Origin of the sequence: Paenibacillus enshidis (assembly GCF_042136365.1) — a bacterium.
Classification (GTDB): domain Bacteria; phylum Bacillota; class Bacilli; order Paenibacillales; family Paenibacillaceae; genus Paenibacillus; species Paenibacillus enshidis.
In genome coordinates, this window is record NZ_JBHHMI010000001.1 from 73,631 (window position 1) to 96,445 (window position 22,815).

The following is a 22,815-nucleotide window of genomic DNA, read 5'->3' on the forward strand; positions in this document are numbered from 1 at the left end:
CTGCTTCTTGCTGTTATAACCATTTCTCGGCCCAGGCTTCAATATAATTCAATGCATATCCCAATTCTTTCCCCTTGCGGGTTAAAGAATACTCAATTCGAACCGGTCTCTCAGCGATCACATGGCGGATGATGATGCCCGATTCCTCAAGCTCCTTAATGCGTTCCGTCAGCATACGTTTGCTGAGATCGGGAATGAAGGCTTGAATCTCACTGAAACGTTTTGGATGTTCCATTAACGTGTGAATGATGAGAGCAGCCCATTTTTTGCTGATCATTTGATAGGACTGTTCTACTTTGCCGCACAGCAGTTTCGGCTTTTGACTGTCCATCGTTATTGTCCCCTTTATTTCATTTAGGTTATTATACAATCCTGGGGTACAAATAGTAACCACAAGTTTTTTGCTTAAACTATGATAAATATGACAAGAAATTGAAGGTGTTACAGACAATTTATCAAAGAAAGCGCAATCATTCAAGGCATGTTATAAAATTCACAATTTCGACAAATTTTCGTTGACTCCATATTTTAATGGGTGTATTATGGTTACGTTAATTTAACGGGTAACTTTTAATAACCTTAACTCATGTTGGGAAGAAGGAATATCCATGGAATCAATGACATTTATCTTGTTTGGAGCCACAGGAGACCTGGCTAAACGCAAGATTTATCCTGCTTTATATAACCTGTTTGCAGATGGCAAATTCCCGTCTTCGTTCTCCGTCATCGGACTCGGGCGGCGCGAAGTGCCGGATGCCCAGTTCCAAAGCAATGTCGAACAGGCGGTGCAGACGTTCTCCAGACGCAAGCCGCAGGACAGCGCGCAGATGCAGCAGTTCCTGAGCGCTTTCCGTTACTGCTCTCTTAACGTCAACCATCCCGAAGATTACAAGAAGCTGCTGCAACTGGCCGAACAGCGTGAAGCTGAGCTTGGCATCAAGTCGAACCGCCTGTTTTATCTGTCGGTGGCGCCGGAATTTTTCGATGTGATTGCTTTGAATATTCAGAACAGCGGACTCGGTCATACGGAGGGCTGGAAGCGTCTGATCATTGAGAAGCCTTTCGGCCATGATCTTGAGTCTGCCCGCGAATTGAATGAGAAGTTGAGCAAAGCGTTTGCCGAGGATGAAATTTACCGTATTGACCATTACCTGGGCAAACCGATGGTTCAGAATCTCGAAGCCCTTAAATTCGCCAACCCGTTCTTGCAGGATGTGTGGAACCACGACTATGTAGCAAATGTGCAAATTACGGCTGCCGAGACCGTCGGCGTCGAAGAGCGTGCAGGATATTACGATCACTCCGGGGCGATCCGTGATATGGTGCAAAATCACATGCTGCAAATGCTGATGATGACTGCCATGGATAAACCGGCACAGGTGACGGCATCTGATATCCGCGCGGAGAAACGGAAAGTGATGGAGGCCCTTCGTCCACTGACAGCGGAGCAGGTTCAGAACGAGATTGTCCGCGCTCAATACGGACGTGGCGAGTTGAATGGCAAATCGCTGCCGGGTTATAAGGAAGAGCCTGACATCGGTCCTGATTCGCAAAATGATACCTTTATCGCCGCACGCGTCTGGATTGACAATGAGAAGTGGGCGGGAGTGCCATTTTATATTCGTACAGGCAAGCGGATGGCCGAAAAATCCACAAGAATCGTTGTTGAATTCAAGCGTGACGCTGCGGACCCTTATGCTGCTCAAGGACAACCAGCCACACCAAACCTGCTCGTCATCAGTGTGAACCCGCAGGAAGGGGCAACGCTGAGCATCAACAGCAAAAATCCGATGAACGGCAAGCTTGAAACCGTACATTTAACCTTTAATGAACAGAACAAGGAAGTTCCTGAAGCGTACGAACGTCTGATTTACGACGCGCTGCGTGGTGACTCCACATTCTTCGCTCACTGGGATGAGGTTGAGCTTTCCTGGAAATGGGTACAACCTGTATTGAATGCATTCCAGGCAGGCACAGTGCCGCTTCATACGTACGCAGCAGGCTCATACGGTCCGGAGGCATCGGCAAAACTGCTTGCCGAGCACGGATTTACCTGGTGGCTGGATGATGCATTGGAGCAGCCGGAGTCGGTAACAGCGCGTTAATCGCTGCAATTCCGGTCCGGTAATCTTACAGCCCAAATACGCACCACATGAAACTTAGCTGGGAGGCATTTATTTATGCAAGTCGGTCTTATTGGTCTTGGAAAAATGGGTTTGAATCTGGGAAGAAATCTGATTGATCACAAGCATGAATTGGTCGCTTTTGACGTAAATCCTGCGGCCGTAACAGAAATGAAGGAATATGGCGCAGTCGGCGCTGCTTCGATTGAAGAACTGGTGCAGTCCACCAAAGCGCCAAGAGTCATCTGGGTGATGGTACCGCATACGATTGTGGATTCCGTGCTGGACCAGCTTCAGCCTATGCTCTCTGAAGGAGATATCGTGATCGAGGGCGGCAATTCCCACTACAAAGAATCGATCGCAAGATATGAGCGCTTGAAAGAGAGCGGTATCCGCTTTATGGATGCAGGCACCTCCGGCGGTATGGAGGGCGCACGTAACGGTGCGTGCTACATGATCGGCGGCGATCCTGAAGCATGGGAAGTTGTTGAGCCGATTTTCCGTGATACGGCTGTTGATAACGGCTACCTTTATGCAGGCAAGGCCGGCAGCGGACACTTCCTCAAAATGGTGCACAACGGCATTGAGTACGGCATGATGGCAGCGATTGGTGAAGGCTTCGAGGTATTGGAGAAAAGCAATTTCGATTTCGATTATGAGCAGGTTGCCCGTGTATGGAACCATGGCTCCGTCATCCGTTCCTGGCTGATGGGCCTGACTGAGCGTGCCTTCTCCAAGGATGCCAATCTCGACGAAATCAAAGGAGTTATGCATTCTTCCGGCGAAGGAAAATGGACCATTGAAGAAGCCCTGGACCTGCAGGCTGCAACACCGGTCATTGCGCTTTCGCTTCTCATGCGCTACCGTTCCCTGGAAACCGACACATTTACAGGGAAAGTGGTGGCTGCGCTGCGCAGCGAATTCGGCGGCCATGCTGTAGAGAAGAAGTAATAAACGGATCCCCCGCGCTGACCGGCTGCGGGGGATTTACATAATCAGGAATAAGATGTCATCTCTTTTCGCACACTGTTAGGACAAAAGTGCAAAGGAGATGGCAGTATGTGCAGAAGATTTTCTTTATCCGCCGATCTGGATGAAGTCAGAGATTTTTTTGGTGTGAACAGAGTTATGTATTATTACAAGACCCGCTACAACATCAGTCCGACACAGCCAATTCCGATTGTTATGCATCATGACGGGGAGAAGGTGCTGGATGAATTCCGCTGGGGGATGGTTCCTTATTGGGGCAAGGATTGTGTCAATGCGGATTTGAATACGTTCAGCATCAATCCGGCATACCGGAAGCTTGTGGAAACCCAGCGCTGTATTATCCCCTGCAACGGGTTTTACTATTGGCGCAATATGGGCAAAAAAAGCTATGCCGTCCGGGTGATTCTGCCTGGGCAGCAAATGTTCGCCATCGCCGGGCTGTATGAAATCTGGCAGGATACGCGGAAGGAGCCCATGCGGACATGCACGATGGTGATGGCTCCGTCCAACCGGACAATCGCGGAGTTCAGTTCCCATATGCCGGCCATTTTAAGTTTGGATGAGGCAGACCGCTGGCTGGATCCGGAAATTAAGGATCTGAACGAGCTTCAGCATATGGTCCAAACCTTTGATGAAGAGGACATGCAGGCTTATCCCGTCACACCGCTGGTGGGCAATGATGGCCATGACCATGAAGAGTGCATTCGGGAGATGGATCTTAAGCTGGCCTGGGTTAAATCTTAGAGTATTTGATATATATCAGCATAACGGTATTCTTGCGCGCATATAGTTGTAGCGGGGAACCGGGTCTCATCCGGGGAGAGGGGAAACGGCCGAAGGAACATCTTATGAGATGGAGGCGATTGGACTTGAGTACAGACACGCTCATCCAACTGCTGGTGCTCATCGTGATGATCATCGGTTTGGGTTCCAGCCGGTAAGCCGTAGGTTCCGTATGACGGGAGAATGCCTTGAGGGGCATTCTTCTTTTTTTTGTTTTAGGGGTGTCTTGTCACCCCATATTGCGTTACAATAATGGACAGCTTTAAATAGAGAACAGAGGGAGAGTTAATGATGAGTGAATCTGTTTTAGCCCCGGCCAAGAAACGCAAGCTTCTGTTCAGCGCCGGTTTGAGCTGGATGTTCGATGCCATGGATGTGGGGCTGCTGTCCTTTATTTTGGCGGATATTGCGCATAAATGGCAGCTCGGCACCGGCCAGATGGGTATGATCACCGCGGTGAATTCCATCGGCATGGCGGTGGGGGCGGCCCTTGCCGGCATACTGGCCGACCGGTTTGGCCGCAAGGCCGTACTTGTCTGGACGCTGCTTATTTTCTCCATCGCAACAGGGCTGTCCGCCTTGGCGACGGGATATGCTGTTCTGTTAGCTTTGCGGTTTGTGGCAGGGATCGGCTTGGGCGGCGAGCTGCCGGTGGCCTCCACGCTCGTTTCGGAGTCGGTGCCTGCCCGTGAGCGCGGCCGCATGGTGGTGCTGCTGGAAAGCTTCTGGGCTGCGGGCTGGATCGTCTCCGCGCTAGTAGGGTATTTCATAATCCCATCCTTCGGCTGGCAGATGGCATTTGTAATCGGCGCCATTCCTGCGCTTTATGCTCTTTACCTGCGCAGAGCGATCCAGGACCCGCCGCGCTACGTAAGCAGACAGGCGAACAGGCTGCCGCTCGGCGAGCGGATCGCTTCGATCTGGTCGGGTCCCAACCGCAAATCGACGATTATGCTGTGGGTGCTCTGGTTCACTGTGGTATTCTCTTATTACGGCATGTTTTTGTGGCTGCCAAGTGTCATGGTGATGAAAGGATTTTCACTGGTGAAGAGCTTTGAATACGTGCTGATCATGACCCTTGCGCAGTTGCCGGGTTATTTCACCGCAGCTTATTTGATCGAGAAGCTTGGCCGCAAGTTCGTGCTTGTCGTGTATCTGCTGCTGACAGCGGTATCGGCCATCTGGTTCGGGACGGCGGAGAGCTCGGGCGTGCTGCTGGCTGCGGGCATCTGTCTGTCTTTCTTTAACCTGGGAGCCTGGGGTGGCATGTATGCTTATACGCCGGAGTTATATCCTACAGCCGTCCGTTCAACGGGGGTTGGTATGGCTGCCTCCTTCGGGCGGATCGGCGGTGTCATCGGACCTTTCCTGGTCGGTATGCTGCTTGCACAGGGAACAAGCATTACGACCGTCTTTGTTATTTTCTTCGTTGCGATCATCATCGGGGCGGTGGCAGTGCTAGTACTGGGGAAAGAGACGAAAGAACAAGAGTTACTGGAAGAAGTCTAAAGGAGGAAACCTGCAATGGAGCATACTTTTCTGCTAAAGGCCACCTGGAACGGGGGGCGCAACAGCGACGGCAGAATTGAAGCGGGGAACCTGCGTACACAGATTTCCATCCCTGCTGAAATGGGCGGGCCTGGTGTCGGCACCAATCCGGATGAAATGCTGCTCGGTGCCGCATCTACCTGCTACTTAATTACACTGGCGGCCATGATGGAGCGTGCGGGATTAAGCGTTCAGTCCTTGACGCTGGATTCGGAAGGCATCGTCGATGTAACGAATAATATCTTTACCTACCGCCGCATCATCCACCGGCCGCGCATTGTTTTGGCTCACGAAGCGTCTGAAGAAGATGTTGGCAAAGCGACGCTTCTTGCCGAAAAAGCCGAAAGCTCCTGCATGATTTCACGCGCCGTATCCGGAAATGTGGAGCTTTCGACCAAGCCTGTGATTGAACGGGCAGTTTAACATTTTACATCTATCTATACGTCATACCAATATTTTTGAAATATGAGGAGGAATTATTTATGCCAGAACAACGACTGCTCGTTTTTGCGGGCTCTTACGCCGAGGCTGAGGGAAACGGAGTGTACGTATACTCTTTTGATGAAAATACGGGGGAGCTGAGCCTGCTCGATGAATTCGCGGGCCTTAAAAACCCAACGTTCCTGAACGTCGATCCTGTGGCCCGCAAGCTGTATGCCATTGGGGAGACCGTATCTGCCTCTGGAGAAAAAGCGGGTGAGGCCGCTGCTTTTGACATCGATCCGGCGGCGGGAACGATCAAGCTGCTGAACCGTGTACAGACGGTTGCACCGACCTGCCATATCCAGCGCAACGCTGCCGGCGATCGTCTGACGGTGCCTAGTTACCATGGCGGTATGATTGGACTGCTGGCGATAGAGGAAGATGGCAAAATCGGCGAACTGCTTGACGTCATTCAGCACGAAGGCAAGAGCATTCATCCGGAGCGCCAGGACAGGCCGCATCCGCACTCGACCTTCTACAGCCCGGACGGAAAGCTTCTGTTCGTGCAGGATCTTGGTCTGGACCGGATTCGTGCTTATTCCCTGGACGGCGACAAGTTCAATCTCCACAGCGAGGCTGCAACCCATCCAGGAGCCGGGCCGCGTCATCTGGCATTTCATCCGAACGGCAAGTTTGCCTTTGTGATCAACGAAGTGGATTCGACGGTTACGTCGTTCGCCTACGATGCTGGAGCAGGCACGCTGACCGAAATTGAAACGGTGCCAACGCTGCCGGGAGGTTTTGAAGGTGAAAATACAACGGCCGAAATCGTCGTGTCCGAGGATGGCGCCTATGTATACGGCTCCAACCGTGGCCATGACAGCATCGTGGTGTATGCCGTTGACGTGAATACCGGCAAGCTGAGCCTCGTGGAGCATGTTCCGGTGCAGGGGCAGCATCCGCGCCACTTTGCGCTGACGCCAGGAGGCAATTATCTGATTGCCGCCAACCGCGATACCAACAACATCGTTACGTTCCGGGTGGATAAGGCCAGCGGACGCCTGGAGTATACCGGTCTCAGCGTTTCCGTATCCAAGCCGGTGTGTGTGCAGCCGTTTCACTTTGAAGTGTAGAGAATGAAAAAAGCAACACAGCGATGAAGGATATCGCTCTGTCGTAAATATATGCGAACAGAAGAAGGGGCTACTCAATGAATGGGTAGCCTACTTCGATTGCTTGTTGCTCAACAGAGTATGTCTGATAACTTCAAGCACTAACTTTGGTCTTGACCATTTTTCAAAAATAACGTTACGTAGCGTCAAAAATTAGATTCTGATACATCTTCTTTAATGTTCTTTATAGTAAATATGTTTCTTCCTTTCTAGTTTCAAGTTGAAAATTGAATAGTTAGGAGGGTTTAGAAATTACTAATATTATATTTATTATAGGTGTTGTTTTTATTGTTCTTGCAATTATCATAAGTGGCGTAGGTGTAAGTGGGGATAGAATGCGAGCAAACTACTATAATGAACGAGATGCTGATCCTATGGGTAAAGATAGAAAGACTAGATAGAAATGGACTTTAATCTTTTTTATGTGTGGTGTGATTTTTATTCTTCCAACTATAATAAGTAATTTTTTATGATGAAGAATTACTCAGGTACAATCATTAAACGTGAGTTTGTTCAAGCAGCGGTAGTCTGGAACTTTATTTGAGTCCCAGTCTGCTGCTGTTTCTTTTTTTAGGAAAAAAGTCAAAATGAGCGTGAAGATGATCAAAATACCGTCAAATGGAAAGCGCTTTTTTTCTTAAGATATAAGAAAGTAAATTCAAAACATGACTTTAAGCGAGGTGTTAAAATGGAGCAACCTTCCCGCGCTCTGGCTGGCAAACCTGTGGCCTGGAAAAAAAGGGGCTCCCTGCAGCGTGGAGAGACGTTAGCGGGCCTGCTGTTTGTGGGTCCCATGCTGCTTGGTGTCACCATCCTGGTGCTGCTGCCGATTATCGCCACCATTGTGCTCAGCTTTGCGGACTGGAATTTTGTCGCAGTCTGGAACGGCATCAAGTGGGTCGGCCTCGGCAATTTTGAGACGCTGCTCAAGGATGAGGCCTTTATTAAATCGGTGCGCAACAATATTGTTTTTCTGCTTACGGTGCCTGTCTACATGCTGATTTCGATGGTACTGGCCGTCATGATCAACAAAAATGTGTATTGGAAAGGATACTTCAAGGTCGCTTATTTCATGCCGTATATTTCCAGTATTGTGGCGGTCGCTGTCGTATGGCAGGTGCTGTTTCAGCCGTCGTACGGCCCGATTAACGAGTTCCTGAAAGCGATCGGCATCGCCAACCCGCCGAAGTGGATTGCGGACCCCAACTTTGCCCTCATTTCCATCATGATGATTTCCATCTGGACGTCCATCGGGTTCAATATGATTATCTACATTGCCGGTCTGCAGTCCATTCCGGAAGATCTGTACGAGGCGGCCGAAATTGACGGAGCGGGTGCATGGGTGAAGTTTACCCGCATTACGTTTCCGCTGCTGTCCCCGACATCGTTCTTTCTGCTCGTTACAGGCATGATCTCGACGTTCAAGGTGTTCGATGTCATTGCAGTGATGACACAAGGGGGGCCCATCGGCTCTACAAGCATGATGGTCTGGTATTTGTACGAGCAAGCTTTCGTGAACCTGAAGGTCGGTTACGCGTCGTCGGTGTCCGTGGTGCTGCTGCTCTTCGTGCTGCTGATTACGTTCGGACAATGGGCCGCCCAGAAAAAATGGGTCAATTACTAGCGAGAAAGGAGAGAATCGCATGAGAACGGCCGCAGCCAAATGGAATTGGCGCAAAATCATCATTACCGCAATCATGTTCGTGATCAGCCTGCTGTTTCTGCTTCCTTTTTTCTGGATGCTGATCACCTCCTTCAAGGTGGAGAAGGATGTATTCGTCTACCCCATTCAATGGATTCCGCGGGAGTGGAATGCAATCGAGAATTACAAGGAGGTGTGGTTCGGGGAATATCCGTTTTACCTGTACTATTGGAATTCAATCAAAGTCAGTGTGCTGACGACCTGCATTTCCTGTCTGGTGTCAAGCCTGGCGGCGTACGGTTTCTCCAAGGTGAATTTCAAGGCAGGCAAATGGCTGTTCATGATCGTCCTGGCTACGTATATGGTGCCTGGGCAGGCGACGCTCATTCCGCAGTTTATTTTGTACCGCAATATCGGCCTGTTCGACAGCCATCTGGGTTTGATTTTGCTTGGCAGCTTCAGCGTGCTTGGCACCTTCATGCTGCGCCAGTTTTTTATGGGTGTGCACCAGGAATTTATTGAATCCGCCAAAATTGACGGCGCCCACCATGGAAGAATCTTCTGGTCGATCGGGCTTCCGCTCGTTAAGCCAGCCGTTGCGACCTATGCGATTCTGCGCTTTATCTGGACGTGGAATGACTATCAGAATCCGCTGATCTTTCTGCGCTCCGACCACCTGTTCACGATCCAGCTTGCCATGCAGAAATTCACCTCTTTGAGCGGAGAGTTTTACTCCCTGATCATGGCTGCGGCTGTGTCGGCTATCTTTCCGCTGCTGATCGTCTTTATCATCGGACAAAGAAGCGTTATCAGCGGTATTGCGCTGGGTGGCGTTAAAGGATGATGTAAGCGTATTCAAATTAGTCAAAATAGTTCGGAAGAAGTAAAAATTGTTTCATGAGTCGCCGATTTCCCCCGGTTACAATGGGGTGGAATACAGCTATACTTCAATAAGGAGGGTCTTGCAGATGAAAAGGAAATGGATCGCCGGCTTCCTGGCCGCGGCTCTGATGGTGGGGTTGCTTGCGGGATGCGGCAGCAGCGGCACTGCCACGGACAGCAATTCGAGCGAAGCAGGAGTGAACCTGCGGTTGTACACGTACGGCACGGAGGAGGCCTATAATTGGAAGGAAACCATTGCCGCTTATGAGAAGGCGACTGCGGGCGTTACTGTGGAGGTTGTCAATCTGAGTGAGAAGGGTGATACGGCGGAAGCCTCCAAGAAGCTGGACCTGGCCGCAGCTTCCGGCGAACCGATGGACATTCTGATGTTCAGTGATGCCGCCGGATACGCACAGCGGGTAGCGCTTGGCATGGCAGAGCCGCTTGATGATTATATCGCCAAGGACGGCTACAAGGTGGAGGAAGACTACAAAATAGATACCCGTTTGAACGGCAAAGTGTATGCTCTTCCGGGCAAGTTCAATCCGTGGTATGTGCTGCTGAATAAGGATCAGCTGGATGAGGCTGGCCTGCCAGTGCCAACAGACTGGACATGGGACGAATATGCCGAATATGCCAAAAAGCTGACCAAAGGTGAAGGCGCTTCCAAAAGATACGGAACCTACTTTCACGGGCCACAGGGCGGCGGCTGGCTGGAATTTGTCAAGCTGATGATGATCAATCAGCCGCAAGGCTCCGATTTCCTGAAGCCGGACGGCTCCTCCAACCTGGACGACCCGAATTTCAAACGTACGCTGGAGCTGCGGGTGAAAATGGAGAAGGAGGACCAGTCCTCCGTCCCCTACTCGGACATGATCTCGCAAAAGCTGAATTACCGGACACAGTTTTTCAACCAGTCGGCGAGCATGATTACGATTGGAAGCTGGATGAACACGGAAATCGGCGGTACGGACAAGGTGCCTCTGACGTTCCATGTAGCCGTGGCTCCGTTTCCGAAGAACGACAAGGCTGATCCCATCGGCTATTCGCCGGTAACGACGGATTACGTCTCGGTAGCGGCAAGCTCCAAGCATAAGCAGGAGGCGTATAACTTTGTCCGCTGGTATACGACGGAAGGGCAGATTGTGCAAAACAAGAATGTCCCGGCCTGGAACCAGGTGAAGGAGGAGGAAGTGACCAAGATCATTGAGAAAATACTTGCCGGCACGAAAAATCCCGAGCTTGTTGACAAGCAATCGCTGGTAAGCACACTCCTCGCCTCGAAGGCGTCCGAGCTTGTTCCGCCCGCTTCCTACCAGGCAGAGGTCTACAAGGTGATCAACGAGGAATACGAGAAGCTGATTCTTGGCAACCAGGATATCGATACCACCGTCAAGAACAGCCAGGAGCGCACGCAGGAAATTATTGATTCCAACAAAAAATAAGATTTTGACCCTGTGCAGGGGCGTCGCCAAAAAACGCCCCTTTTTCCTATTATAAGGGGGGCATCACGAAATGCTTGGCAGATTACGGAAACATCTCTTGTCGCAATCGATCCGCAATAAGCTGCTTTTGACCGCCATTGCTTGCGTGCTGCTGCCTACGGCCATTACGCTGCTGACGTATAACGCCTTGACGCAGGAAGCGGTGCAGCGGCAGGCGGTGTCCAATGCGCAGGATTCTCTCCAGCTTGTGAACGGTTCTGTCACGGGCTTGTTCAAGAGCATGTTGAACATTGCCAATTACATACAGGTCAACGCGGATATGAACTCCTACTTTAAGATCGTCAACGCCGGCGGCGAGCTTTCCGCGAAGCCTTATGAGGCTTTTATCCGGGAAAATAACATTCTCGAACAGCTGGAAAGCCTGACGGTCATCGGCGACAAGAGTTATGTAACCGTACTGCTAACTAACGGAAAAAGCTACACCAACTATTCGACCAGCGATTACAATCCCGTCAACCTGAAGCATGAGCCCTGGTTCGGGGAGCTCGACAAGCTGCGGGGCTTCCAATCCTACTGGGTGGCGACGGGGCCCACCGTATTCAGCCTGGAGAAGCTTGATAACCCTTACCAGATTTCCGTAGCCCGCACGTTGCGCCTTGAGAATGGGGAAATCTACGGCTACATCATCGTTACCGTTATGGAAAATCAGGTTAATGCCATCTTTGACCGGTTGAACGCGGGTCAGGAGGTCATGCTGGTTGACGGCTCCGGCCGTATTCTCTCCCATAAAGACCGGACGCGGATCGGGCAGGAGCTGGACTTGCGCTTACGGGAGGCCGGAGCGCCCGCAGGCTCACCGGTTGTACAGACCGGGGAAGAGCGGTATTTGGTAGCTGGACAGACGATCTCCTTTAATGACTGGCGGCTGGTCTCCGTGCAGCCTTACAAGCGGGCGGAGGCCAACATTAGCTCGATATTCAAGCGCGTGTTTCTGTTTCAACTGGTTTCTTTTTTCTTCTTTCTGCTGCTGCTCATTGCGCTGCTGCGGGCGTTCACAAAACCGCTTGTCAAGCTGGGCAGGGTGACGGCTGCGGTCCAGCAGGGCAATCTGGACGTCCGTTCCGGCATTCGGGGGCAGGATGAGATCGGGCGGCTTGGTCTCCTGTTCGATCAAATGCTCGACCGGGTGAAGCAGATGCTGGCGGAGGTCTCCGAGACACAGGCACGCAAGCGCAGGGCGGAGCTGCGGATGCTGCAAGCGCAGATTAATCCGCATTTTCTGTTCAACGTCCTCAACTCGATTCGAATGAAGGCGATGCGGGGCGGGGACCGGGACAGCGCAAAGATGATCGGCTCGCTCTCCAGGCTGCTGCGGATGACGATTACGAACGAAAAGGACGATATTCATTTGCACGAGGAAATGGATCTGATCACCTGTTATGTGGAGCTGATGAATCTGCGGCAAAAAGAAGAGGTGCAGTTGCGGCTCGACATCGCTTCCGAAGCGTTCATGCTCCAGGTGCCCCGCTTTTTCCTGCAGCCGATTGTGGAGAATGCGATCATCCACGGATTGGGTCAACGGAAAGGGACGATCGTTATCCGTGCCGAAATGCGCGACGATGGAGCCATTGAATTATCCGTGGCGGATGACGGAGAAGGGATGAATGAAGAAGAGCTGGAGATGCTCCGTAATAGTATTCAAGTCCAATCTGACGGAACGATGCGCGGGCGGGAAGGGCAGCATAAAGGTTTTTCCGGCATCGGGCTGCCCAATGTCGTGGAACGGATGCGAATGGTTTTTGGAGACGGTTTCCACATGGATATACAAAGCGAGCCGGGAAAAGGAACAGAGATCAGAATGCGAATTCCGGAGAAGGGGGAGGCGCCTGATGTATAACGTTATGCTGGCAGATGACGATTATCCGGTGATTGAACTGCTGAGCGAGACGATTGAGTGGGAACGGCTCGGCTATCGGCTGATGGGAACACATGAGAACGGGCTGAGCGCATGGGAGCAAGCCGAGCGGCAGATGCCTGATGTGCTCATTACGGATATCGGGATGCCGAAGCTGGACGGACTGGAGCTGGCGGCACGCATAAGCGAGCGACGGGCAGGGGTGAGGATCGTCATTCTGTCCTGTCACAGCGAGTTTCAATTGGCACAGCAGGCGATGCGGCTGAATGTGCAGGAATATTTCCTGAAGGATGCGCTTGATCCCGAAGATTTGTCACGGCTGCTGCTGCGGTTGAAGGAGGGCTTGGATGAAGAACGGAGAATGAACTGGGAGCAGGAGCGGCTGCACAGGCTGCTGAACGAGACGAAGGAACTGCGCAGGGAGAAAGTGATCAAAAATTTCATTCATCAGCCTTTGCTGTCGCCGGAAGCCTGGAGGCGGGATGCCGAGGGTTATGGCTTGTTGTTAAGCGGCGAGCAATGTCTGCCCGTGATCGGCTTTGTCGACAACTATCGGCTGGTGAAGCACCGTTTTGCGTCAGATCAGACGCTGCTGTTTGCCGTAGGCAATGTGATGGACGAAGTGCTGCAGGCGGGGGAACTGCGAGGGTTGCATATCGGTTATGATGTCAAACGATCCCTGCTGCTGTTCTCCTGTAAACCTACGCTAAAGGTAAATGTTATGGATCAGCTCAAGGAGTCGCTGCGCCAAATTCAGAACACGCTGCTGCAGGTGCTGAAAATCCGCATGTCTTTTCTCATCGGTCCCTCCGCAGGCACGCCGGAGCTGCTAAAGGCAAGCCTTGTTGAACTGCTGGACAGCGAAGAGCAGCGGTTTTATTTGCGCGAAGGTGATTGCGCCAAGCGCTCTCCTTCAGCCCCGCAAGCGTCGCCACAGGATTTGTTCGACTATTACGATGAAGCGATCCAGCAGCTGCGGGCGGTGCTACTGGGGAAGAGCGTGCAGGAAGCGGGACATGCCGCGCAGCGATGGATTGAATTAATCCGTGTGCAGAAATATCCGTCCGAAATGGTGAAGGATTGGACGCTCAAGCTGCTGCTGGATCTGAAGCTGAAGCTGCATACGCTTCAGCCCGTCCGTTCGAGCCATACGGCTGATACGTTGCACCGTGAGATTTCCGAGTTGAATTCGCTTGATCAGCTTGGCGAATGGCTGGCGGATCATCTGTGTGCCTTCGTCTCGGCCAGGACAGGGAGCGTTGCGGCCAGCAAGCGGATGGAAATTACGGAGGCGTGCAGGTACGTGGCGCTGCATATTGGCCGCCGGATTTGCCTGGATGAGGTCGCTGAGCATTTGCATTTGAATGCCAGCTATTTCAGCAGGCTGTTCAAAAAGGAAATGGGCATGACCTTTATCGAGTATGTCACCCGCATGAAGGTGGAGAGGGCCAAAGAGCTGCTCGACCATACAGGGCATACGGTCGGGGAAATTTGCGAGCTGCTCGGATATGACAATCAGAGTTATTTTATCAAGACATTCAAGGTCCATACGGGAGCAACTCCCGTCGAGTACCGGGGATAAGAGGCGGGACATTAAGGCAAAGGGGGTGACCATCATGCTTGGCACTGAAGAAGTTCGTATGAATATGGAACAGCTGGCCCCGTTAAACCCGGATTTTTATTACAAGGGATGCAGTCAGCAGGAATTTTGGAAGAGGGTCGGTGCTGCGGAGGAATACGAAGCGATTGTTGCTGAAATCCGCCAGGAAGGGAAGAGACTTGCGGATTTGCCGATACCGGAGCTCACCTTCGGTTTGTTCACCATATTCGAAAAGCAGGGCTCGCGGCTGGAATATGAAAGCGTATACTTCGAGCGCAGGCGGCGTTTGAATACATATGCGCTTCTGTCTCTGCTGGAGCCGGACAACGAGACCTTTGCCAGCGAGCTGTATGAAACGATCAGGTTCATATGTAATGAATACACGTGGTGTCTTCCTGCTCATGTGCGGAGCACGGAGGTGCGCGGAGCTATCGATCTTTTTGCGGCAGAAACCGGTTTTACGCTGAGCGAGCTGCTGGTGCTTCTGGGAGAGAGGTTGCCCGTATTGCTGCGCGTACGGATCAGGGAGGAGGTGGAGGCCCGCCTTCTTGAGCCTTATTTGAAAGGCAGTCCGTTCGAATGGGAGACAGCTACCCATAATTGGGCAGCTGTCTGTGCCGGGTCGGTTGGCGCCGCGGCGCTGCTGCTGCTCGAGCCCTCCGAGAGGCTGACCGCCATCATGACTAAGGCACTCGGCTCGATGTCCTGTTATTTGGATGGCTTTGGAGATGACGGCGCCTGTCTGGAGGGGGTTGGTTATTGGAATTACGGCTTTGGCTATTTTGTTTATTTTGCGGACCTGCTCAAGCGCCGTACCGAAGGCCGCATCAACTTGTTTGAGCATCCGAAGGTTCGTCAGATCGCTTTGTTTCAACAAAAATGTTATTTGTATGGCAATTCCACGGTCAATTTCTCGGACTCGCTTGGCCGCGTGCCGGTGCAGATCGGGCTGACGCATTATTTATCGCGCCTTTACCCGGAAATGGAGCTGCCGCCTGCTTCCATCCGCGCTTTATATACCGACGATCACTGCAGCAGATGGGCCCCGGCTTTCCGCAATATCGTCTGGTTTGATTCGGAGAAACGGGACAGCTGCTGGCTGGACACCGATTATGATTTGCCTGATGCGGAGTGGATGATTTCACGTTATTCGACGGAGTACGGCAGCTTTGGTTTTGCCGCCAAGGGCGGATCGAATGACGAGCCGCATAATCATAACGATATCGGGGGTTTTATCCTTCATACTGACGGAATTGCGCTTGTGGCGGAACTGGGACCCGGGGAATACACGGCGGCTTACTTCGGTGAAGAGCGCTACAGCTACGACTGCAACGGTTCCCAGGGGCATTCCGTTCCGATTGTGGACGGCTGCTATCAACAAAGCGGTCCCGGCAGCAGGGCGAAGGTGCTGGAAGCGGTTAACCATGACAGGGAGGTCCGCTTTCGTCTGGACATCACGGCGGCTTATGCCGCTCCTCGGCTGTCTTCGCTGGTGCGTGAGCTCGTATGGCGCAAGTCAGGACTTCCATCCCTGAAGCTGACGGACGAATTTAACTTCACGTCTGTGCCGGGAAGCGTCGTCGAACGGATCGTGACCATGCACCCGCCAGTGATTTTGGAAGAGGAGGGAGTAGGGGAAAGGAAGCTTTCCGGAAGTCTGCTGCTGCGGGAAAGCGACAGCCGTCATGCGGCAAGAGTCATATACGATCCAGAGCAGGTAAAAGCAATCGTAACGGAACGGGTATACCGGAATCATTTTGGCAAAGAAACACCTTGGTATACGGTTGATTTTGAGCTTTTGCGTTTGGAATTATCCTTCCGTGTGGAGTTGGACATCGAACTGATAACTTTGGAATAGGGAGTGATTACATGTTGGAAAGAAAGACGCCTGAGTGGCTGGACGAAGCCTGGGAGAACACTGTTCGCAAAACGGTGCGGGTCAGCGGAAGGATCGGAGCGGGCTTTCCGCATGCAAGCGTGGGCGGCATCTATGTGCTGGAGGCGCCGCACTGGTGGACAGCAGGCTTCTGGCCTGGATTGCTCTGGCTGGTGTATGAGGAAAGCAGTAACGCGAGTTTACGTGAACTGGCGGAGCAGTGCGAGGTAAAACTTGATCCAGTGCTGCACGATTATACCCGGCTCGACCATGACTTGGGGTTTATGTGGTCGCTGACGAGCATCGCTTCCTATAAGCTGACCCAATCCGCCGCATCGCGGCGCCGGGCGCTGCAGGCGGCCAATTATTTGGCAGCCCGTTTTAATCTGCAAGGCCGGTACATCCGCGCCTGGAATCCGTGGAGGGAAGGGGAGAACAACGCGGGTATAGCCATCATCGACTGCTGTATGAATATGCCGCTGTTATATTGGGCCTCGAAGGAGAGCGGCGATCCTCGCTACAGGCATATTGCTGAGGCGCATATGGAAACGGTGCTGGAGCATTTTATCCGCCCTGACGGGTCAGTCTATCATATTGTGCAGTTCGACGCCTTCACCGGAGAATGTACGGGCAAACTCGGCGGACAGGGATATGCGCCGGAATCCGCCTGGTCGCGGGGCACGGCCTGGGCGCTGTATGGCTTGACGCTGGCCTATCATCATACCGGAGAGCGCAGGTACATTGACGCGGCGAAACGTGTGGCCCATTACTTCCTCGCCCAGCTGCCGGAGGACTCCGTACCGTATTGGGATTTCCGCATACCGCCGGAGGTCACGAAGTACCGGGATTCCTCTGCCGGGGCATGTGCGGCGAGCGGCCTGCTGCTGCTTGCGGATAAGGTTGGCGAGCTTGAGGCCGGTGTGTACCGTGAGGCGGGAGTACGCATGCTGGAATCCCTTTACCGCAATTATGGCGCCTGGCACGATTCCGGGGAGGAAGGGCTGATCAGGCATGGCACGAGCCACTATCCAGAGGGAAAAAACATAGATGTCCCGCTTATTTATGGCGATTATTTCTTTGTGGAAGGCCTTGCCCGCCTGCGCGGAGGGCGGACGATATTCTGGGAATAGTCGTCGGAAGAGGGAGGGACCGGATATTCATTCTACCAACGCAAGGAGGAGGTTGGCATGATCCAATCTGATGGTATCGCAGATAATCCGCTTGTTACGAGGCAAGACCTGCAGCAGGCGTTCGAACAGCTTGCCGCTCCGCTCAAGCGATTTTACAGCAAGGGCGGAGCCAGGCTGCGCCTCGGAGCGTCCGGTGCTGCGTATGATCCGGCCATAGCCGAGATGGAAGGCTTCTCCCGTGTCCTGTGGGGCATGGTGCCCTTGCTTGCCGGGGGCGGGGAATCGGAGCTGTGGGATATATATTTACGAGGGATAGAGAACGGTACGAATCCCTCCCACGAGGAATATTGGGGCGAGGTCCGCGATTATGACCAGCGGCTTGTCGAAATGGCGGCATTGGGCTTCGCCCTGCTGCTTGTGCCGGAACGGGTGTGGGAGCCGCTGTCCGAAGCCGCCCGGCAGAATCTGTACAATTGGCTGAACCAGATCAACCGTCATCCCTTGCATGATTGCAATTGGCTCTTCTTTCAGGTGCTCGTCAACCTGGGCTTCCGCAAGGTCGGGCTGCCTTATGCACGTGAGCAAGTGGAGGCCAATCTGCGCAGAATTGACGATTTTTATCTGGAAGAGGGATGGTACGCAGACGGGATCGGCGGGCATAGCGATTATTATGGCCCGTTCGCCCTGCATTTTTACGGCTTAATCTATGCACAGGTTATGGAAAAGGAGGATCCGGAGCGGGCACGCCTGTATAAGGATAGAGCGACTAAGTTTGCGGAACAGTTCATCTGCTGGTTCGCAGACGACGGGGCGGCCCTTCCCTACGGAAGAAGTCTTGCCTATCGTTTCGCACAGTCGGCGTTCTGGGGCGCGCTGGCTTATGCCGGTGTTGATACGTTCCCGCCGGGCGTGCTGAAAGGGCTGGTCATGCGTAATTTGCGCTGGTGGTTCAGCAGACCCATCTTTGACGCAAGCGGTCTGCTCACCGTCGGTTACGCCTATCCCAATCTGATTATGGCCGAAAATTATAATTCACCTGGCTCGCCGTACTGGGCGCTTAAAGCGTTTCTTCCCTTGGCTCTTCCTGAGGAGCATCCGTTCTGGAGGGAGGAAGAAAAGCCGCTCCCGCCTTTACCGGCCGTGTCAATGCAGCAGCCAGCCCATCTGGTGGTCTGCCGTGATCCGGATACGGACCATGTCGTTGCTTTTAATGCAGGGCATCCCGGCTCGAATGAACATACGCATACGTCGGCGAAGTATGAGAAATTTGCCTATTCCACCGGTTTTGCCTTCAGTGTTCCCCGGGCGGAATGGGGATTGTCCCAAGGTGCGTTTGATTCCATGCTGGTGTTGAGCGAAGGGGATAACTTATATCGGGTGAGAAGGAAAAATGAAGCGACAGAAATCCGCGGCAATGTGCTGTACGCCAAATGGAGGCCATGGCACGATGTTGAAGTGCAAACGTGGATCGTCGCCGGGCTGCCGTGGCATATCCGGATTCACAGCATAACATCTGCCCGTTCGCTTGACGCGGCAGAGGGTGGCTTTGCGCTGGGAATTGGGGCAGGAATGGAGGCGTCCGCGCATGGGCTGGCCGCCTCCGCCGTCAGCGAACACGGCTGTGCTGCGGTGATCGGAAGGCTCGGCTTTGACCATGCAGAAATCGTTTATCCTCATGCAAACACCAATCTGCTTCACCCCCGGACGGTTATTCCGACATTAAGAGCATCACTCACGCCGGGAACTCACTGGCTGGCTTCGGCCATATATGCCCGCCCCGGGGTGGGTGGCCTGCCTGTGGACTTGGAGGACATCGGCAGCGTGACGATTGAAAACAATACGATTCGCGTCGAGACAAGCGAAGGAGAGAGCGTTGTGCTGCCATTGATGTGAATTTTGCTGGAGTATGATATGGAGGTAGGGAGGTAGGCCGCCGTCGAAAAAAATTCGATAGCGGTCTTTTTCTCCGCGCATTTCCTTCGTATTTCGGGGTATACATAGGGTAACCCTATCTTACAGGAACTCAAAAGGAGGAAGGCATCGTGAAGGTCATCATTACGCAAAAGGAAGCCATGGAGCGGCATATTTGGGATGAAATTATGCTGATGTTTGGTGTATCGAAGGATGACGAGCTGTGGGAAAATGAAGAATTTATTCTGACGGAAGAGCAGGCCCGTAAGCTGAATTTGCTGAAATAAAAAAATTAGTACCAAGTCTTAAAAAAATGTAACTGTTTTATAGTCAATCTGATACTTTTTGGGACATTACATCGTTTAAGATATGAGCAGAAGGGTAATGAATCGTATAATGAAATGTCACAGCCCAGTTTGCAAGGGGAGATCTGATATGATAAAAACAGCTGTCAAGCTTTTTCTGCTCACATTTATTTTGGTAACCGCAACTGCAGGCGGAGCCGCCGCCAAGGGATATGAACCTGTATCTTCTTCAGAAATACAGGAAACTGTATTTATCGACCGCATGGATGTGCGCGATTCGGTGTATGTGGAAATCGATCCCATTCAGTGGTATGAAGGAGAAGCAGCCAACAAGGTCTTCCGCGAAAGGGAAGGCGATCCGGAAATGACAGAAGCCCCGGACGGTTATTATATCGTAAACGATAAAACAGATACCGAAGAAGTGCAAATTGCCGACAATGCCGAAGTTGTTCTTCAACTGTATGATAAAACCGGACGGATGGAAGACACCGAGATTAACTGGAACGAGCAAGTTTCACTGGGGACGCTGGAAAAAGCATTCAGCCGCTCAGATGTCCTTGATATGACGGCCTTTCCTTATCATATTACGATAAAGGACGGCAAGATCGTGAAAATCGTCCAGCAGTATATTCCATAATGAGCATAATTAATAAAGGAAGCAGCCGAAAGGCTTCAATCCGAGTTTGCATGTAATGCTCTTCGGTCTCGGGCCGGGAACTGAAAGTTCCCGGCTTCCTTGACATTTTGCCTGCTTGCAGCACTTCATACAAACAGATCCGAATATGATCTAATCTGAACTTTCAGAATCTTGTTGATTCTTCCCAAATGATGATCTTCTACAAACTTGACTACAGACTCCCGATCAAATCGTAAAGACTTTGAAAGAGCTTGCTTCTTGAAAGAAGTATTGAACGGTCTTGCCTTAACTTTCCTCATCGCGACATCTATAGGCATATTCTCGGGATAATCAATCAGATCGGACAACAAGCTTAATCCGTGGTCAAAGTAAGGACAAAGGCTATATTTTTCCCTGCCTTTTATAAAGGCTATATTATTCATATGCCGATCCTCATTCAAGACAACCGCATCGAAAGTCAACTGATCCTGCATGTAATGAAAAACGTCTAACCCCGTCAAGGACCTCACAATCTCAGAAACCGCAAACACCGCCTCTTCCGTGCTGCGTCCTTCAACAAGATTCTTGAAGGAATATCCATTAGATGTTAATAATCTGTCTAAGGTCACCAAAGTTTCGCCGGATTGTAAAAAATTCTTTGAATAACATCCGTCGTACTCTGTCCCATCTTCGTCAATGATTTTACAAATAGAATAAGGAACGATTAACTCTTTGTCTACGTTTGACATTCTTATTAACTCATAGGACACCCACTCAGACAAACCTTCATACCCGAATTTATCTGCTTTTATCCACAAATTATCTATGTTCCATTTCAGTTGATCACCTTTGCTGCTAGTGGGAAATTGAGCTAACTTACTCGCGTTCACGTGCATAACGGGGATGGACATCTTTACAGGTCAGCTCCTCTCCCTCGAACCTCAACCACACATAATCGTCGTACAAAACACCATGAGTTTTCTTCACAATCTCATTTGGATCATACTCAGACAGCCCTAAAGTTTTTAGCAGCTTATCCGCATGATGTCTTGTCCTTGGGAAGCACCTTGATTCAAAGTAGTCAACCACATCAGATAGAGTAATCGTCTCCTTGGTGGGAAATGGCAGGAAAATGGGGTCAACTTCCTTGTCCTGCCAGACGTCTACTTTTTTGCCCGTATAGTTAACCGTTACTTTTGCTATGACCTTATCCATCTCAAGAACTTCAAATTTCAGAAAAGAAGGACGTCTCAATAAATCAATATCCTTCAGACATTCCCAAGCAAAGACTTCCATGACACTCACACTACCTTTTCCCTTATATTTCGGTTTGAAGTCACGTGTATATGCACCTACTAAACACCTACTATTATACCCGATGATCAGATTGCGGGATACCGTTGGGGTGCATGTCGCCAAAATGCAGGGGCTAATAGACATTCGGTATTGAAATCGAGTTATATTTAACCGATCAGGCACGGGAATAAATTGCCAGCTTATCCCAATTGGGCGTAGGAATGCCCGCCTTTTGCTTTAAATCATTGAAGGCCTGCTGCAGTGCAGACACCTCATTCTGGGATACTGCCTTGTCACTCAGGAGATTTTTGACGACAGGGACTGTCAACATCAGCTTAAGCCCCATGTAGAGCAGCCTCCGTTTTTTTCGGGGCAAATCTTTTTGCAATTCAGGAGTAACGGTATACCCGAGCTTTTCCAATACCTGATGGCCTTCATCGATAGCATCAATAACCTGGTTGAGCAGACCGCTGTCTCTTGCAGCCTTGCGCAGGTCGCCGTCATAAGCGGCAGCAATGGAGTTCAGCGGCAGAATCAGCATGAAGTGACTTTTCAGCCATTCTTCCATATCGTTATAATATGTTACTTTAAATTTAGCACCCGTAAAAGCCTGGTCGATCACCGCTCGCCAGTCCAGCTCTTCGCCTAACCCCCCGATGGTCATTTGCCCCTTTGGACCATGCGTACTGACCACACGGCCTGTTTCCTTCCACCCACCGCCTGCGATAAAGGCAAAAGCAATCTTTTTCAGTACAGGGCTGTTCGCCTGCAAATAATCCTGCATCTCATGCGGGCTTGCATTATTGCCCACGATCACGACATGGCGGCTGTGATTAGCTGCCAGGGCAGGCAGTACCGCCCGAAAATCCGGATATTTCATCACCACAAAAATAAGATCATATACATCCTCCGGCTGCAGTTCGCTGATCACATTGACTTTATCCACCGTCGTGCGGAACTGCAAATAATGACGAAGTACATTACCGTCATCCCGCAGCTCATCCAGCCTCCGTCCTCTGGCCAACATCGTAACGTTATTGCCTCCACGAGCCAGCGCATGGGCCAAATAGCTTCCCAGAACTCCTGCACCGTAAATTAATATTTTCATAAAAGGAATCCTCCCTATCTTCCACAAAAGCGGATATATAATATTTTTTA

General features: G+C 51.4%; 21 protein-coding genes. 17 read left to right on the plus strand and 4 right to left on the minus strand.

Translation table 11 applies throughout. The annotated features are described in order from the left end of the window. Window positions 1-13: 13 nt before the first annotated feature. A complete protein-coding gene (locus tag ACE41H_RS00310; protein WP_375352451.1) occupies window positions 14-331 on the minus strand; it encodes a winged helix-turn-helix transcriptional regulator in 318 nt (105 codons plus the stop codon). 277 nt (window positions 332-608) lie between these two features. Between ACE41H_RS00310 and zwf the strand changes: the two genes are divergently transcribed. The 17 genes from zwf (at window position 609) to ACE41H_RS00395 (ending at window position 20,382) form a co-directional block, all read left to right on the plus strand. After that, entirely contained in the window at window positions 609-2,105 is a 1,497-nt protein-coding gene (zwf, locus tag ACE41H_RS00315) for a glucose-6-phosphate dehydrogenase (RefSeq protein WP_375352453.1), read from the plus strand. Window positions 2,106-2,180: 75 nt separating this feature from the next. Continuing rightward, the gene (gnd, locus tag ACE41H_RS00320) at window positions 2,181-3,074 is read left to right on the plus strand and encodes a phosphogluconate dehydrogenase (NAD(+)-dependent, decarboxylating) (protein WP_375352454.1); all 894 of its coding nucleotides are present in this window, start codon (window positions 2,181-2,183) and stop codon (window positions 3,072-3,074) included. Between the two features lie 108 nt (window positions 3,075-3,182). Then, window positions 3,183-3,857, plus strand: a complete 675-nt coding sequence (locus tag ACE41H_RS00325; protein WP_375352456.1) for an SOS response-associated peptidase — start codon at window positions 3,183-3,185, stop codon at window positions 3,855-3,857. 330 nt (window positions 3,858-4,187) lie between these two features. After that, window positions 4,188-5,405 (plus strand): niacin permease NiaP, encoded by a 1,218-nt coding sequence (niaP, locus tag ACE41H_RS00330; protein WP_375352457.1) that lies wholly within the window; start codon window positions 4,188-4,190, stop codon window positions 5,403-5,405. Between the two features lie 15 nt (window positions 5,406-5,420). Beyond that, on the plus strand, window positions 5,421-5,867 hold the full coding sequence (locus ACE41H_RS00335; RefSeq protein ID WP_375352458.1) for an OsmC family protein: 447 nt from the start codon (window positions 5,421-5,423) through the stop codon (window positions 5,865-5,867). Window positions 5,868-5,926: 59 nt separating this feature from the next. Then, a complete protein-coding gene (locus ACE41H_RS00340) occupies window positions 5,927-7,000 on the plus strand; it encodes a lactonase family protein (RefSeq protein ID WP_375352459.1) in 1,074 nt (357 codons plus the stop codon). 311 nt (window positions 7,001-7,311) lie between these two features. After that, window positions 7,312-7,440, plus strand: coding sequence for a DUF5316 family protein (locus ACE41H_RS00345; protein ID WP_375353131.1), 129 nt, complete (start codon window positions 7,312-7,314; stop codon window positions 7,438-7,440). A 287-nt stretch (window positions 7,441-7,727) separates the two neighbouring features. After that, the gene (locus ACE41H_RS00350) at window positions 7,728-8,663 is read left to right on the plus strand and encodes a carbohydrate ABC transporter permease (RefSeq protein WP_375352461.1); all 936 of its coding nucleotides are present in this window, start codon (window positions 7,728-7,730) and stop codon (window positions 8,661-8,663) included. 19 nt (window positions 8,664-8,682) lie between these two features. Beyond that, a complete protein-coding gene (locus tag ACE41H_RS00355; protein WP_375352462.1) occupies window positions 8,683-9,525 on the plus strand; it encodes a carbohydrate ABC transporter permease in 843 nt (280 codons plus the stop codon). 124 nt (window positions 9,526-9,649) lie between these two features. Beyond that, the gene (locus ACE41H_RS00360) at window positions 9,650-11,008 is read left to right on the plus strand and encodes an ABC transporter substrate-binding protein (RefSeq protein ID WP_375352463.1); all 1,359 of its coding nucleotides are present in this window, start codon (window positions 9,650-9,652) and stop codon (window positions 11,006-11,008) included. Window positions 11,009-11,078: 70 nt separating this feature from the next. After that, a complete protein-coding gene (locus tag ACE41H_RS00365) occupies window positions 11,079-12,905 on the plus strand; it encodes a cache domain-containing sensor histidine kinase (protein WP_375352464.1) in 1,827 nt (608 codons plus the stop codon). Beyond that, window positions 12,898-14,505: a response regulator transcription factor gene (locus tag ACE41H_RS00370; protein ID WP_375352466.1), complete on the plus strand. Its 1,608-nt coding sequence runs from the start codon at window positions 12,898-12,900 to the stop codon at window positions 14,503-14,505. The genes ACE41H_RS00365 and ACE41H_RS00370 overlap by 8 nt, the downstream gene beginning before the upstream one ends. A 34-nt stretch (window positions 14,506-14,539) precedes the next feature. Beyond that, window positions 14,540-16,381 (plus strand): heparinase II/III family protein, encoded by a 1,842-nt coding sequence (locus tag ACE41H_RS00375; RefSeq protein ID WP_375352468.1) that lies wholly within the window; start codon window positions 14,540-14,542, stop codon window positions 16,379-16,381. A gap of 11 nt (window positions 16,382-16,392) precedes the next feature. Beyond that, window positions 16,393-17,529 carry a glycosyl hydrolase gene (locus ACE41H_RS00380; RefSeq protein WP_375352470.1) on the plus strand — a complete coding sequence of 379 codons (1,137 nt, stop codon included), beginning with the start codon at window positions 16,393-16,395 and terminating at the stop codon, window positions 17,527-17,529. Between the two features lie 57 nt (window positions 17,530-17,586). After that, window positions 17,587-19,422, plus strand: a complete 1,836-nt coding sequence (locus ACE41H_RS00385; RefSeq protein WP_375352472.1) for a DUF2264 domain-containing protein — start codon at window positions 17,587-17,589, stop codon at window positions 19,420-19,422. Window positions 19,423-19,571: 149 nt separating this feature from the next. After that, complete coding sequence (locus ACE41H_RS00390; protein ID WP_375352473.1) at window positions 19,572-19,727, plus strand: hypothetical protein; 156 nt, start codon at window positions 19,572-19,574, stop codon at window positions 19,725-19,727. 148 nt (window positions 19,728-19,875) lie between these two features. Then, window positions 19,876-20,382 carry a hypothetical protein gene (locus ACE41H_RS00395; RefSeq protein ID WP_375352475.1) on the plus strand — a complete coding sequence of 169 codons (507 nt, stop codon included), beginning with the start codon at window positions 19,876-19,878 and terminating at the stop codon, window positions 20,380-20,382. Between the two features lie 125 nt (window positions 20,383-20,507). Here ACE41H_RS00395 and ACE41H_RS00400 read toward each other — a convergent pair whose 3' ends face one another. The 3 genes from ACE41H_RS00400 to ACE41H_RS00410 form a co-directional block, all read right to left on the minus strand. Next, window positions 20,508-21,272: a HipA domain-containing protein gene (locus tag ACE41H_RS00400; RefSeq protein ID WP_375352476.1), complete on the minus strand. Its 765-nt coding sequence runs from the start codon at window positions 21,270-21,272 to the stop codon at window positions 20,508-20,510. Next, window positions 21,238-21,666: a hypothetical protein gene (locus tag ACE41H_RS00405; RefSeq protein ID WP_375352478.1), complete on the minus strand. Its 429-nt coding sequence runs from the start codon at window positions 21,664-21,666 to the stop codon at window positions 21,238-21,240. The genes ACE41H_RS00400 and ACE41H_RS00405 overlap by 35 nt, the downstream gene beginning before the upstream one ends. A 166-nt stretch (window positions 21,667-21,832) precedes the next feature. After that, window positions 21,833-22,765, minus strand: a complete 933-nt coding sequence (locus ACE41H_RS00410) for a ketopantoate reductase family protein (RefSeq protein ID WP_375352480.1) — start codon at window positions 22,763-22,765, stop codon at window positions 21,833-21,835. Between the last annotated feature and the right edge of the window lie 50 nt (window positions 22,766-22,815).